Genomic DNA, 12,488 nt, shown 5'->3' on the forward strand with positions numbered 1-12,488 from the left:
ACCGTTCCGGCCGGATGCTTCCGGTCGACACATCAACAGCGTCGCCTCGCGGTGACGTTGTTTTGCTTTCAAGAGAGCAGCTTCGTCAGCGTGCGACTTTTCCGATAGGCCACACGACGTCGCAAAGGCCGAATCTTGAGCGAATCAAATCAGGTAAATTATTGATTTATTGTGTTTGATTGGTGAGAGCGCAGGGATTCGAACCCTGGACCTACTGATTAAAAGTCAGTTGCTCTACCGGCTGAGCTACGCTCTCCCACAACCCGGCTGTTGTGCCCGGCGGAAGTGGGCGGACATATGCACAGCGGGCTCGTTTTGGTCAACCCAAAAAAAGCGCGAAAGTGCAAAAACGATGATTTACAAGGAGATCGCCAAAAGGTGATTGGTTTGGTACCGGCTTCGGCGCTAAGACGGCGCGAGCTTGTTGCAGGCTGGAGTTTTGACCTGGTGTCCATCGCTGATATTTCCATCTGGACCGCCGTTCTGGCGGGCGCGCTATCTTTCCTGTCGCCGTGCGTTCTGCCGCTGGTGCCACCCTATCTCTGCTATATGGCGGGCATATCGGTCGATCAGTTCCGCGGTGGCGAAACGCATGTGGCCTCTAGGGGGACCCGGCGCGCGGTGTTTGGCGCCGCGTTCCTGTTCACGCTCGGCTTTGCCACCGTTTTCGTGGCGCTTGGGGCAGGCGCATCCAGCATCGGCCTGGTGCTGCGCCAGCATATCGACATCCTCTCGCGCATCGGCGGCATCGTCATCATCATCATGGGGCTGCACTTTCTCGGTGTTTTCCGCATCGGCATCCTCGGGCGCGAGGCGCGTTTCCAGGGCGGCGGCAAGCCCGCGACGTTGTCGGGAGCCTATATCATGGGGCTTGCCTTTGCCTTCGGCTGGACGCCGTGCATCGGCCCCGTGCTCGGCACCATTCTCGGCGTCGCGGCTGCGCGCGATACGGTGACCGACGGCGCGATGCTTTTGGCTGTCTATTCGCTGGGGCTGGCTATTCCGTTCTGGATCGCTGCCGGGTTCTCTGGCGCCTTCATGACGTTCCTGTCGCGCTTCCGCCGCCATCTTGGCCTGGTGGAAAAGCTGATGGGCGTTTTCCTGATTCTCGCCGGCCTTGCCTTCGTCTTCGGCTTCATCAGTTCGATGGCGATCTGGTTCCAGGAGACCTTTCCAGTCCTGATGCAAATCGGCTAAGCACGAACCTAGAGCGGAAAAAATGGCCGAAATATCGGGTTTGGTGCTGCCGTTCTTCGGCCTGATCTTCCTCGGCTACCTGACGGCGAGGCTTGCCCGCAATCCGGCCGGCGAAGGCGCCGGCGATGCCATGGGCTGGCTCAACGTCTTCATCATTTACCTGGCGCTGCCCGCGCTGTTCTTCAAGCTGGTCTCGAAGACGCCGATCGAGCAGCTGACCCGTTTCGACTTCGTGTTTTCCTCCATCGGCGCGACCTACACCGTCTTCGCGCTGGTTTTCGGGGCCGGCTATCTGATCCGCCGCAATTCTCTGGCCGAATCGACCGTGCAGGGACTGGCCGGTGCCTACGGCAATATCGGCTATATGGGGCCGGGATTGGCGTTGCTGGCGCTCGGCGAGCCGGCAGCCGTGCCGGTGGCCCTGATCTTCTGCTTCGAGAATGTCCTGCATTTTACGGTCGCACCGGCGATGATGGCGCTGGCCGGGGGCGAGAAGAGCGCGCCGGGGTGGCTCGTGCTTGCTATCGCCAAGAAAATCGTGCTGCATCCGTTCATTCTGTCGACGATCGCCGGCGTGATCGCGGCTTACTTCTCGTTCCAGCCGCCGGTGCCGGTTCTAAGGCTGATCGACTATCTGGCGCAGGCAGCAGCACCGTGTGCCCTGTTTGCCATGGGAGTGACGCTGGCGCTGCGGCCGCTGAAACGCATTCCCGCCGAGATCGGCTACATCGTTCCGGCAAAGCTGATCCTCCACCCGGTACTGATGTATCTGGTCTTGAGCTTTGCCGGCAATTTCGAACCGGTCTGGGTGCAGACGGCCGTGCTTTTGGCGTCGCTGCCGACCGCGACCAATGTCTTCGTCATCGGCCAGCAATACGGCGTCTGGCAGGAGCGGGCGTCGGCAACGATCCTGATCACCACGGTTTTGTCGGTGGCGACGGTGACGATGTTGCTCTATCTGATCAGCTCAGGCGCTCTTCCTGCCGATCTTTTCCCGTAACGCGCCGCGCAGGGATTGCAGGGCGCTGCCGGGATTGATCCCTTCGCGCATCATCAGGTTGCGCAGCGGCGCTACGCTTGCCAAAGCCTGCAGCCCGGCCGCGCGCAGCATCTGTACCGGCAGGAAATCGGACAGGAGCGAACGATTGAGCAGATCGACGCTGACGGTGCGGCTGAGGATATCCGTCCGCCGCTTTCGGTCGTAGCGTCCGCCGAAATCATCGGGAACAGACGAAGACCCCATCAAGGAGACTGCAGCCATGATGTCGCGCAAGCTGAGATTAAGTCCCTGCGCGCCGATCGGCGGGAAGGCGTGGGCGGCCTCGCCGATCAGGATTGCCCGGTCCTTGCCGAAGGATTTGGCGGCCATGCCGGACAGCGGAAACGACTGGGGTGTGCCTTCGACGGTGACTTTCCCGAGCATGGACTGCATGCGCCGTTCGACTGCCAAGGCCAGGGCACTGGGCGAAAGCGCCAATGTGGCTTCGGTGTCTTCGGGCTTTTGTACCCAGACGAGGCTCGAGCGCAAACCGCCGGGCAGGGGAACCTGGGTAAAGGGGCCGTGTGGCGTGTGGAATTCCGTCGAGATGTTCTGATGCGCCACCTGATGGGCGAAATTCAGCACCAATGCGCTTTGCGGATAGGACCAGTTGCGCACCTCGATCCCTGCCGCTTCGCGCACGCCGGATTTCCGGCCATCGGCGCCGATGACGAGGCTGGCACTCACCGTGCGGCCGTCGTCGAGCGCCAGGATTGTCCGTTCCGTTTCGAATTCGACCTCAGACAGGCTCGCCACGATACGCGTCAGCGACGGCCGTTTCCCGGCCTCCTCTTCCAGGAGCGCAAGGAAGGGGGCGTTGGGGATATTGTATCCGAACGCCTCCAGCCCGACCTCGGCCGCATGAAACGTCACCGTTGGCGCCCGGAGCAACCGGTTCGTTCCGTCGATGATCCGCATGCTGGAAAGGGGGGCTGCCAAAGGAGCGATCGCCTGCCAGAGGCCAAGCTCCCGGACAAGCTCAAGCGACTGGTCCATCAGTGCCGTGGTGCGCCCGTCGGCCCGGCCGGCTGCCGGCGCAATCAGCGCGACGCTGCGGCCCTTGTCGGCGAAAGCCAGCGCTGCGAGCGAGCCCGCCAGCCCGGCGCCGACAACTGCGATTTCAAAGTGCTCCATGGCGACCGGTTCCTATGCATGCATCTGTTAAGGCTCTCAACCTTAGCCGCCACCGGCCGCGAAGGAAATGGGGTGAAATGGCGCAGACCTCCGGTCGCATCCACAGCTGATTGTTGTGCTTTTACGACGTCTGCTGATTTTTGCTGGCAGCCAAACCCAAACGGTGCATATTACCGCCAACACCGCGCGATAGTGCGGGTACGGAAGTGTGGGCCGTTGAGACGGCCGGTTCAGCATGCTTCGGGGAAAGCGCAGAGTTAAGGACAGGGTGCGTCTGCCGATGAGGTTTTTTAACTACAAGCGCGTGCCCTACGCGGAAATTCGCGCATTTTCCGTCCATATTCTCACTGCATCGGGCTCTTTTCTGGCCTTTCTCGGCGTAGTCGCCGCAGCCGAGCACCGGTTTGTCGATATGTTCTGGTGGCTGGGTCTGGCCCTTGCCGTAGATGGCATCGACGGGCCGATCGCCCGCAAGGTGCGGGTCAAGGAAGTCCTGCCCAACTGGTCCGGCGATACGCTCGACAATGTCATCGACTACGTCACCTATGTGCTGCTTCCGGCCTTCGCTCTGTATCAGAGCGGCATGATCGGCGAGCCGTGGTCGTTTTTTGCCGCCGGTGCCATCGTCATGTCGAGCGCGATCTATTATGCCGACATGGGCATGAAGACGGACGAGTATTTCTTCTCCGGCTTCCCGGTTGTCTGGAACATGGTCGTGTTTACACTGTTCGTCATCGATGCCAGCGAAGTCGCTGCTTCTATTGTCGTTTTCGTCTCGGTCGTTTTGACCTTCATGCCGATCAATTTCCTGCATCCCGTCCGCGTCCAGCGCCTGCGGCCGCTCAATCTGGCGGTCTTTGCCGTCTGGTCGGCGCTGAGCGGCTATGCGCTGCTGTTGCATTTCGACACGCCAGCCTGGGTCGTTGCCGGCGTCGTCGGCACCGGCATCTATCTCTACGTCATCGGTTTCGTGTTGCAGATATTACCCCGGCTTGGACGGGGTTGAGGAGGTTTCATGGCACAGGCCATCATGGTGCGTACGCTTGGCGGACCGGAGGTTCTCAAAATCGAGGGGGTTACACTTTCCGCCCCGGGACCGGGCGAGGTGCAGATTCGCCAGACCGCGGTCGGCGTGAATTTCATCGACGTCTATTTCCGCACCGGCCTCTATAAATCGGCCGAGGGCCTGCCTTTCATTCCGGGCAAGGAAGGCGCCGGCATCGTCACGGCGGTGGGCGACAATGTCAGCACCTTTGCCGTGGGCGACCGCGTTGCCTATGCCTCCTCTGACGGCGCCTATGCGAGCGAGCGAAACATCGAGATTTCGCAGCTGGTGAAAGTGCCTGACGGCATTACGCTGGAAACGGCGGCGGCGATGATGCTGAAGGGCATGACGGCGCAGTATCTCCTCAACCAGACCTTCAAGGTCGGTCCGGAGACCACCCTTCTGTTTCACGCGGCTGCTGGCGGCGTCGGTCTGATTGCGGGCCAGTGGGCCAAGGCGCTCGGCGCGACCGTCATTGGGACGGCAGGATCCCAGGACAAGATCGATCTGGCGCTTGCCCATGGCTACGATCATGTCATCAACTACCGCACCGACAATTTCGTCAGCGCCGTCAAGGAGATCACCAACGGCAAGGGCGTCGATGTCGTCTATGATTCGGTCGGCAAGGACACCTATCCGGCCTCGCTCGACTGCATCAAGCCGCGCGGCCTCTGGGTCAGCTTCGGCAACTCATCGGGTCCGGTAGAAGGGGTCAACATCGGCATTCTGGCGCAGAAGGGGTCGCTGTTTGCAACGCGGCCGACCTTGTTCAGCTATGTTTCGACGCGGCCGGCACTGGAGGCGTGTGCAAACTCCCTGTTTGATGTTGTGCAAAGCAACAAAGTGCGTATCAATATCAACCAGACCTATGCGCTTGCCGATGCAGGTCAGGCGCATGCGGATCTGGAAGCAAGAAAAACGAGCGGAACAACATTGCTGATACCTTGAGACATGCCGCAGAGGCAGCCAGGGCAGCAGGAAAATGAGAAAAGAGGGGCGGCGTGCCGGCTGAGGGAGAACCCGCCAACAGTCTATTGCTGGCTGTTGGCCAACTGACAAAACTGTTCGGCACATTCGCGGCCTGCGACGGAATCAATCTCGATATCAGGCCGGGCGAAATCCATTCGCTCCTGGGCGAAAATGGCGCCGGAAAATCGACGCTCGTCAAGATGCTGTTCGGCGTGCTGGCGCCCACAAGCGGCCAGATCGCCTGGCAGGGGCAGCCCGTGCGAATCGCCAGCCCGAGTGCCGCCCGCAAGCTGGGCATCGGCATGGTATTTCAGCATTTTTCGCTGTTCGAAGCGCTGACGGTCGCTGAAAACATTGCGTTGTCGATGGACCCGGGCGTGTCCCTGTCACGGATCGCCAAGGAGGCATCCGATCTTTCGCATGCCTATGGCCTTCCGCTCGACCCGAATGCGCATGTGGCCGACCTGTCCGTCGGCGAGCGTCAACGGATCGAAATCGTTCGCGCCTTGCTGCAAAACCCGAAGCTGATCATTCTTGACGAGCCGACCTCGGTGCTGACGCCGCAGGAGGCCGACCGGCTGTTTGAAACGTTGAACAAGCTGAAAGCCGAAGGGCGCTCGGTTCTTTATATCAGTCATCGTCTGGAAGAGGTGCAGCGCATCTGCGACCGCGCTACGGTGCTACGCCACGGCAAGGTGACCGGCGCTTGCGATCCGCGCAAGGAGACGCCGTCTTCGCTGGCGCGCATGATGGTCGGCAGCGACGTCGCGCATGTCACCGCCGAAGGCACCAGTGCCAAGGGTGCCGTCAAGCTTGAGGCCCGCCATCTGTCCGCCTCAGCCAGAACTCCGTTTGCCGTTTCCCTGAAGAATATCTGTCTCAAGGTCCATGCCGGTGAAGTTCTGGCGATTGCCGGCGTTGCGGGCAACGGGCAGGGTGAGCTTTTCGATGCCCTGTCCGGCGAATATCCGGTCGCCAGCGATGATGTCATCCTGATATCCGACAAGCCGGTCGGCACKCGCGGCATCAATGCCCGCCGGCTGATGGGCGCGGGTTTCGTGCCCGAGGAGCGCCACGGCCATGCGGCTGTGCCGGCGCTTTCGCTCTCCGACAATCTCATTCTTGCCCGCAGCCAGTCCGATCGCCGGGCTTTTCTCGGCGGCGGCCCCCTCGGGTTGATTCGCCAGGATGCCGTGAAGATGGCGGCAAAGCGTATTTCCACGGCGATGGATGTCCGCAAGAGTGGCGAGAACCCACCGGCCGGCTCGCTGTCGGGCGGCAATCTGCAGAAATTCATCGTCGGGCGCGAACTCGACCGCCAGCCGGCAGTGCTGATCGTCAACCAGCCGACCTGGGGCGTGGACGCCGGCGCCGCCAGCCGTATTCGGCAGGCACTGGTCGATCTCGCCAAATCCGGCTCCGCGGTCCTCGTCATCAGCCAGGACCTCGATGAAATTTTCGAAGTTGCGACGGAAATCGCTGTGATCAGCGAAGGCAGGCTTTCCGATATCTACCCGGCATCGGACCTGTCGCGTGAAAAAATCGGCCTCTTGATGGGCGGCATGTATGGCAAGACCGAGACTGCGGAGACGGCGCATGCGCATTGAACTGGAAAGACGCCCCGACGTCTCCAAGCTGTTCTCCATCCTGTCGCCGTTCATCGCGCTCGGGCTGACGCTGGTCTTCGGCGGCATCATGTTCATGATTCTGGGCAAGGACCCGCTCGCAGCGCTCTACAGCTTCTTCGTCGAGCCGCTAACGGAGGTCTGGTCGCTGCACGAACTGGCGATCAAGGCAGCTCCCCTCATTCTCATCGCTGTCGGCCTTTCGGTCTGCTATCGCTCCAACAATTGGAATATCGGCGCCGAAGGCCAGTTCATCATGGGGGCGATCGCCGGGTCGATCCTGCCGGTCGTGTTCTATGAGTGGCAGTCGCCGCTGGTCTTGCCGCTGATGATGTTGCTCGGCATGCTGGGAGGCGCGCTTTTTGCCAGTATCCCGGCCTTCCTCAAGGCACATCTGAACACCAACGAGATCCTGACCAGTCTGATGCTCGTCTATGTCGCGCAGCTGTTTCTCGACTGGCTGGTGCGCGGTCCATGGCGCAATCCGGGTGGCATGAATTTTCCCGAAACGCGGACCTTCGACGCAACGGCCATCCTGCCGGAAATGATTGCGTCGGGACGGGCGCATTGGGGCTTCGGCTTCGCAATTATCGCCGCGGTCCTGATCTGGTTCATGATGCGCTACACGCTGAAGGGCTTTGAGATCACCGTGCTTGGCCAATCCGAGCGGGCGGGGCGTTTCGCCGGCTTCTCGTCGCGCAAGATGATCTGGTTTTCCATGTTGCTGTCCGGCGCGCTGGCGGGCCTTGCGGGTATCGCCGAAGTCAGCGGTGCGATCCAGCAGCTGCGCCCGGTGATTTCGCCTGGCTACGGCTTCACCGCGATCATCGTCGCCTTTCTCGGGCGGCTCAATCCGCTGGGGATCGTCGTTGCCGGGCTTGTGCTGGCGCTGACCTATCTCGGCGGCGAGGCCGTGCAGGTTTCACTTCAGATTTCCGACAAGCCGATCCGGGTGTTTCAGGGGCTTCTCCTGTTTTTCGTGCTCTCCTGCGACACGCTCATCCATTATAAAATCAGGATGATGTGGTACGATTTGAGCGACACGGCCGGCGAGGGTACGCGCTGATGGGAATTTTCGAAGCAATCCTTTTGACGGTCATCACGGCGGCGACCCCGCTGGTTCTGGCGGCGATCGGCGAACTGGTCACCGAGCGGTCCGGCGTTCTGAACCTGGGCGTCGAGGGCATGATGGTGATGGGCGCTGCCTGCGCCTTCATTGCCACGCAAGTCACCGGTTCTCCCTATATCGGCATTCTGGCCGGTATAGCGTCGGGGGCGCTGTTTTCGCTGCTGTTCGGTTTCCTGACCTTGACGCTTGTTGCCAATCAGGTCGCGACGGGACTGGCCTTGACCATCCTTGGGCTCGGCGTTTCCGGCATGATCGGGGAACCCTATGTCGGGCAATCCGGCATAAAGCTGCCGCAGATCGTCTTTCCGGTGCTGTCGGATATTCCGTTTCTGGGCGCTGTTCTGTTCAAGCAGGATCTGATTTTCTATCTGTCGATCGCGCTGGTCGCGGGTGTGAACTGGTTCCTGTTCAGGAGCCGCACCGGGTTGAAGCTGCGCTCGGTTGGCGATAGTCACGCTTCGGCGCATGCGCTTGGCATCAACGTCATTCGGACGCGCTATCTGGCCGTGATGTTCGGCGGCGCCTGCGCCGGGTTGGCCGGCGCACAGCTATCACTGGTCTACACGCCGCAATGGGTGGAAAACATGTCGGCCGGACGCGGCTGGATCGCACTGGCGCTGGTTGTATTTTCCTCCTGGCGGCCATGGCGGATCGTTGCAGGCGGCTACCTGTTTGGGGCCGTATCGATCAGCCAGCTTTATGCGCAGGCCTTCGGCGTCGGCATTCCCTCGCAGTTTCTTTCTGCTCTTCCCTATCTTGCGACAATCATCGTACTCATTCTCATCTCGCACAATCGGCGCACGACCTTGATCAATACGCCGGCATCGCTTGGAAAGTCCTTCGTGCCGGACAGGTAAACAAGAACAACAACGCAAACCAAACCTACAGGGGTTATTATGAAAAAAATTCTTTTCGCACTCGCCACGACGGCCGCGGTTATCGGTTTTTCCGCCGCCGCCAGCGCTGCCGACAAGGCAAAGATCTGCTTCGTCTATGTCGGCTCGAAGACCGACGGCGGCTGGACGCAGGCGCATGATCTCGGCCGCCAGGAGCTTGAAAAGAAACTGGGCGACAAGATCGAAACCCAGTTCCTCGAAAGCGTTCCGGAAGGACCGGATGCCGAGCGCGCCATCGAGCGTCTGGCCCGGTCCGGTTGCGGCCTGATCTTCACCACCTCGTTCGGCTTCATGGACGCGACCGTCAAGGTTGCGGCAAAGTTCCCGGATGTTAAGTTCGAGCACGCGACCGGCTACAAGACCGCACCGAACCTTGCGACCTATAACAGCCGCTTCTATGAGGGCCGCTACATCCAGGGCCAGATCGCCGCGAAAATCTCGCAGAAGGGCGTTGCAGGCTACATCGCGTCCTTCCCGATCCCGGAAGTGGTCATGGGCATCAACTCCTTCGTCACCGGCGCCCGGTCGATCAACCCTGATTTCAAGATCAAGGTCGTATGGGCAAACACCTGGTTCGACCCGGGCAAGGAAGCCGACGCAGCCAAGGCGCTGATCGATCAGGGCGTCGATGTGTTGACGCAGCACACCGACACGACCGCACCGATGCAGGTTGCGGCCGAGCGCGGCATCAAGGCCTTCGGCCAGGCATCCGACATGATCAAGGCCGGCCCGAAAACGCAGCTGACGGCGATCGTCGATACGTGGGGCGCCTACTACATCAAGCGTACCCAGGCCTTCATCGACGGAAAGTGGGAGACAACATCGAGCTGGGACGGCCTGAAAGACGGCATCCTGACGATGGCGCCCTATACCAATATGCCGGATGACGTGAAGGCCATGGCGGAAGCCACCCAGAAGAAGATCGAATCGGGTGAGTTGAAGCCGTTCACCGGCCCGCTGAAGAAGCAGGACGGCTCCGAATGGCTGGCCGCCGGCGTATCTTCGGATGATGGCACGCTGCTCGGTATGAACTTCTATGTCGAAGGCGTCGACGACAAGCTGCCGCAATAAATCCGGCATCCATTTTTGCAATCAGGGGTGGCCGAGAGGCCACCCCTTTTTGATTCTAGAGTTTGGTCGTGCACTTTTGCATTGTCCCCGTTTCTTTTCGTAAGTATATGATATCATTGAAACTACTTATTGTTTGTACATGGCTTTTGAGGGGCATTGCAGCTTGGCGGTGCCCCCGACCCTCTACCCGCATCATTTTGCCTGCCGACCGCGCATAAAAAAGCCCGCTTAAAGCGGGCGAAGAAACAGCAATATACGGGATTAACAGGAAGCTTCTCGCCGCAGATAGAAAACAGGCTGTTGGTCATTCACCCAGATCGAAGGCTTGATTCCGGCTCGCGGCGACGCATCGTCAAACCGCGAATTTACCGAGTTCTGGCTCCGAAGGGCCGATTTCTTTCTGAGAACGGGTGGCTCGGTGGAGCAACGGGATCGAGTTGCATTTTACAGGAAACGCCAACTCCAACCGTTCGATGAGCGACTTTAGGACCGTGGCTGTCACTCGGGCGGAGAGGGGACCCCGCGTCATTTTCGTCCCACCATTGGAAGTCGTCGACATCCAGTGGATCAGGTTGTTCCGGCACCTCCGCGACGTCGAAACCTTCCTCAGTGAAACGAGCGTTGCGGCGGGCGCTGGATAAATTGATAAGCGAAACGCGGCCGCCCAAGGCTGCGATATTGGAACCAATATCGATTCACCTAGGTTGCCAACTGCAGCTCGGGGCGTGACTTGTAAAAAGCCATCTCTCTGCTTGCTTAAAAAAAGTGCCCTGATAAATTTTTAGTCGAGTCATCGGCTAGGTCGTAGCCTGGTGTGAGGTCTCCGTTGGATTTCTGCCGCAAAATCTCACTTGGCAAGACACCAAACGCTGCTTTGAAAGCGCGCCCGAAGTGCGAGAAATCATTGAAGCCTGAAAGCATGACCACCTGACTTACGCTCTTAACTTGGCCTTGTGTCAGCAACTTCAACGCGAACTGCAGCCTTTGTTGCCAGAGCCACTTCATCGCTGTTGTGCCGTCTGCCGCAAATACGCGGCAGAGCGTTCTTGGCGCAACACTGAGCGCTTTTGCTAAGCTCTGAAAGTCGAAGTCCGGATTTTCCAAATTGTCCATTAACATTTGCTTGGCGCGCGCGAGCAGATCTTTCTGGCGACTAACGGGCTCGGCGGATGTCAGGCCGAATTCCAGCGATGACGCCAGTACATCAATGAGAGATTTGCTCAGGCGTGGAGCCGCATCGATGCCAGTGACATTGTGCATCTTGATGATTTCCGTCATCGTGCTCCCGATCAGGGATGCGAAAGGCTCGCCCTTCTGCAGGGTACGGGCCGTGAGTTGTTCTGCGTCGGGCAGGCGTGCCGTTAACAGTCGACGAGAAATTCTCGCGAAAAGCATGCTGTAGTTCTCGCGAAGGTCCCAATGAAAGGTTCTCGCTGAGTCATAGATCAGCACGTCACCTGGTCGCTGCACCGCGTGTCGCCCGCCTTGCGTCAATTCTCCATAGCCTGAAACCATATAGCTGACGAAAAAGTCGTCATCGGGCTTGGTGCGGAGAAGATTGGATGTCCGCACACTTCGAATGGGCGCTGACTCAAGCATTGAGATTTCAATTGTACCGAGCGGCACCCTGATAAACCGAGCGAAAAAGTCTTCCGCGCTTGACACCAGGCTATTCTCCGACGGGCTCAGCATCGTACTTACGACTTCTCGCCAAATAGGGAAGCGCTCGTTCTTATTGAAGGCCGACGTGTCGACCGCCGTAAGCGATCGATTTGTAATTGTAGGTAGAACAGCAGCCATATTTTGCATCGCACGACTCCCATGGTCTTGTCGCTTGGCAAATTGACCGAGCGACGCCAGCAGCAGCTTGGGTCACCTGTTTATAGATATTCAACGCAAAATCCGTGCCAATTCCGATGCGGCAGCTACGATTTAAGGCCGTGGCGCGTAAGAGCGAACGGATTGGCGCTCATGTCCGAGTAAATGAAGGGGAGAGCGCGCATATTGCGAAGTAAGAGCAGCCATGGGGCACGACCAATCTTGTCGGAGCACAGCAGTCTGCTCAACACGATGGTGGAGATGGCTGATGGCCTTAATGATGCGAGAAGGATGGCAGCCGCCATCTCTTTGCTACATTCGCTCGGGGCAGGATTTCTCGCAGTGCGGGCCAGACCAACGCCGCACGTACCTTGAGGATATTCAGCCTGTACTCAAGAACGGGATGGATTTCTTGCGTGACAATCCGGAAGAAACCGGCTGTTGCACCCTGCGGTTCTCGAATCTCGTTGACCAAAGCAAGCCCGAAAATGAACGCACGTTTGGCCTGGGAATTTTTTTGAGCCTGGGAGACCTCGAAGACTGGTCCTCGACGCACGTCACCCAC

The 12,488-nt window shown here is 59.4% G+C and carries 11 protein-coding genes and 1 tRNA gene; 9 read left to right on the top strand and 3 right to left on the bottom strand.

Annotated elements, in window-relative coordinates; all coding sequences use genetic code 11:
• Positions 1-180: 180 nt before the first annotated feature.
• Positions 181-256 (bottom strand) — tRNA-Lys (locus AC1D17_RS20915).
• A gap of 191 nt (positions 257-447) precedes the next feature.
• On the opposite strand from AC1D17_RS20915, the gene AC1D17_RS20920 reads away from it, so the two are divergent.
• Both AC1D17_RS20920 and AC1D17_RS20925 read left to right on the top strand, forming a co-directional pair.
• Positions 448-1,197: a cytochrome c biogenesis CcdA family protein gene (locus AC1D17_RS20920; protein ID WP_477567232.1), complete on the top strand. Its 750-nt coding sequence runs from the start codon at positions 448-450 to the stop codon at positions 1,195-1,197.
• A gap of 22 nt (positions 1,198-1,219) precedes the next feature.
• On the top strand, positions 1,220-2,197 hold the full coding sequence (locus tag AC1D17_RS20925) for an AEC family transporter (RefSeq protein ID WP_477567233.1): 978 nt from the start codon (positions 1,220-1,222) through the stop codon (positions 2,195-2,197).
• On the opposite strand, the gene AC1D17_RS20930 is transcribed toward AC1D17_RS20925, so the two are convergent.
• A complete protein-coding gene (locus tag AC1D17_RS20930; protein WP_477567234.1) occupies positions 2,165-3,370 on the bottom strand; it encodes a UbiH/UbiF family hydroxylase in 1,206 nt (401 codons plus the stop codon). The genes AC1D17_RS20925 and AC1D17_RS20930 overlap by 33 nt on opposite strands.
• A 280-nt stretch (positions 3,371-3,650) precedes the next feature.
• Between AC1D17_RS20930 and pcsA the strand changes: the two genes are divergently transcribed.
• Genes pcsA through AC1D17_RS20960 form a run of 6 tightly spaced genes read left to right on the top strand, consistent with a single transcriptional unit; the run spans position 3,651 to position 10,105 of the window.
• Entirely contained in the window at positions 3,651-4,376 is a 726-nt protein-coding gene (pcsA, locus tag AC1D17_RS20935) for a phosphatidylcholine synthase (RefSeq protein ID WP_477567235.1), read from the top strand.
• 9 nt (positions 4,377-4,385) lie between these two features.
• A complete protein-coding gene (locus tag AC1D17_RS20940; protein ID WP_477567236.1) occupies positions 4,386-5,363 on the top strand; it encodes a quinone oxidoreductase family protein in 978 nt (325 codons plus the stop codon).
• A 53-nt stretch (positions 5,364-5,416) separates the two neighbouring features.
• Entirely contained in the window at positions 5,417-6,991 is a 1,575-nt protein-coding gene (locus tag AC1D17_RS20945; RefSeq protein ID WP_477567237.1) for an ABC transporter ATP-binding protein, read from the top strand.
• The gene (locus AC1D17_RS20950; RefSeq protein ID WP_477567238.1) at positions 6,981-8,075 is read left to right on the top strand and encodes an ABC transporter permease; all 1,095 of its coding nucleotides are present in this window, start codon (positions 6,981-6,983) and stop codon (positions 8,073-8,075) included. Before AC1D17_RS20945 ends, AC1D17_RS20950 begins: the two co-directional genes overlap by 11 nt.
• Entirely contained in the window at positions 8,075-8,995 is a 921-nt protein-coding gene (locus AC1D17_RS20955; protein ID WP_477567239.1) for an ABC transporter permease, read from the top strand. The genes AC1D17_RS20950 and AC1D17_RS20955 overlap by 1 nt, the downstream gene beginning before the upstream one ends.
• Before the next feature lie 39 nt (positions 8,996-9,034).
• Positions 9,035-10,105 carry a BMP family ABC transporter substrate-binding protein gene (locus tag AC1D17_RS20960; RefSeq protein WP_477567240.1) on the top strand — a complete coding sequence of 357 codons (1,071 nt, stop codon included), beginning with the start codon at positions 9,035-9,037 and terminating at the stop codon, positions 10,103-10,105.
• 756 nt (positions 10,106-10,861) lie between these two features.
• Here the strand turns inward: AC1D17_RS20960 and AC1D17_RS20965 are convergent.
• Entirely contained in the window at positions 10,862-11,914 is a 1,053-nt protein-coding gene (locus AC1D17_RS20965) for a helix-turn-helix domain-containing protein (protein ID WP_477567241.1), read from the bottom strand.
• Positions 11,915-12,191: 277 nt separating this feature from the next.
• Between AC1D17_RS20965 and AC1D17_RS20970 the strand changes: the two genes are divergently transcribed.
• On the top strand, positions 12,192-12,488 hold a 297-nt coding region (locus AC1D17_RS20970), incomplete at its 3' end, for a phenylacetaldoxime dehydratase family protein (RefSeq protein ID WP_477567242.1).

This window comes from Pararhizobium sp. P1_E7 (genome assembly GCF_056405855.1).

Bases quoted from the DNA above. Each gene is read 5' to 3' on its own strand.
- AC1D17_RS20925 (WP_477567233.1), top strand. From the start codon at position 1,220: ATGGCCGAAATATCGGGTTTGGTGCTGCCGTTCTTCGGCCTGATCTTC.
- AC1D17_RS20930 (WP_477567234.1), bottom strand. From the start codon at position 3,370: ATGGAGCACTTTGAAATCGCAGTTGTCGGCGCCGGGCTGGCGGGCTCG.
- pcsA (WP_477567235.1), top strand. From the start codon at position 3,651: ATGAGGTTTTTTAACTACAAGCGCGTGCCCTACGCGGAAATTCGCGCA.
- AC1D17_RS20940 (WP_477567236.1), top strand. From the start codon at position 4,386: ATGGCACAGGCCATCATGGTGCGTACGCTTGGCGGACCGGAGGTTCTC.
- AC1D17_RS20950 (WP_477567238.1), top strand. From the start codon at position 6,981: ATGCGCATTGAACTGGAAAGACGCCCCGACGTCTCCAAGCTGTTCTCC.
- AC1D17_RS20955 (WP_477567239.1), top strand. From the start codon at position 8,075: ATGGGAATTTTCGAAGCAATCCTTTTGACGGTCATCACGGCGGCGACC.
- AC1D17_RS20960 (WP_477567240.1), top strand. From the start codon at position 9,035: ATGAAAAAAATTCTTTTCGCACTCGCCACGACGGCCGCGGTTATCGGT.
- AC1D17_RS20965 (WP_477567241.1), bottom strand. From the start codon at position 11,914: ATGCAAAATATGGCTGCTGTTCTACCTACAATTACAAATCGATCGCTT.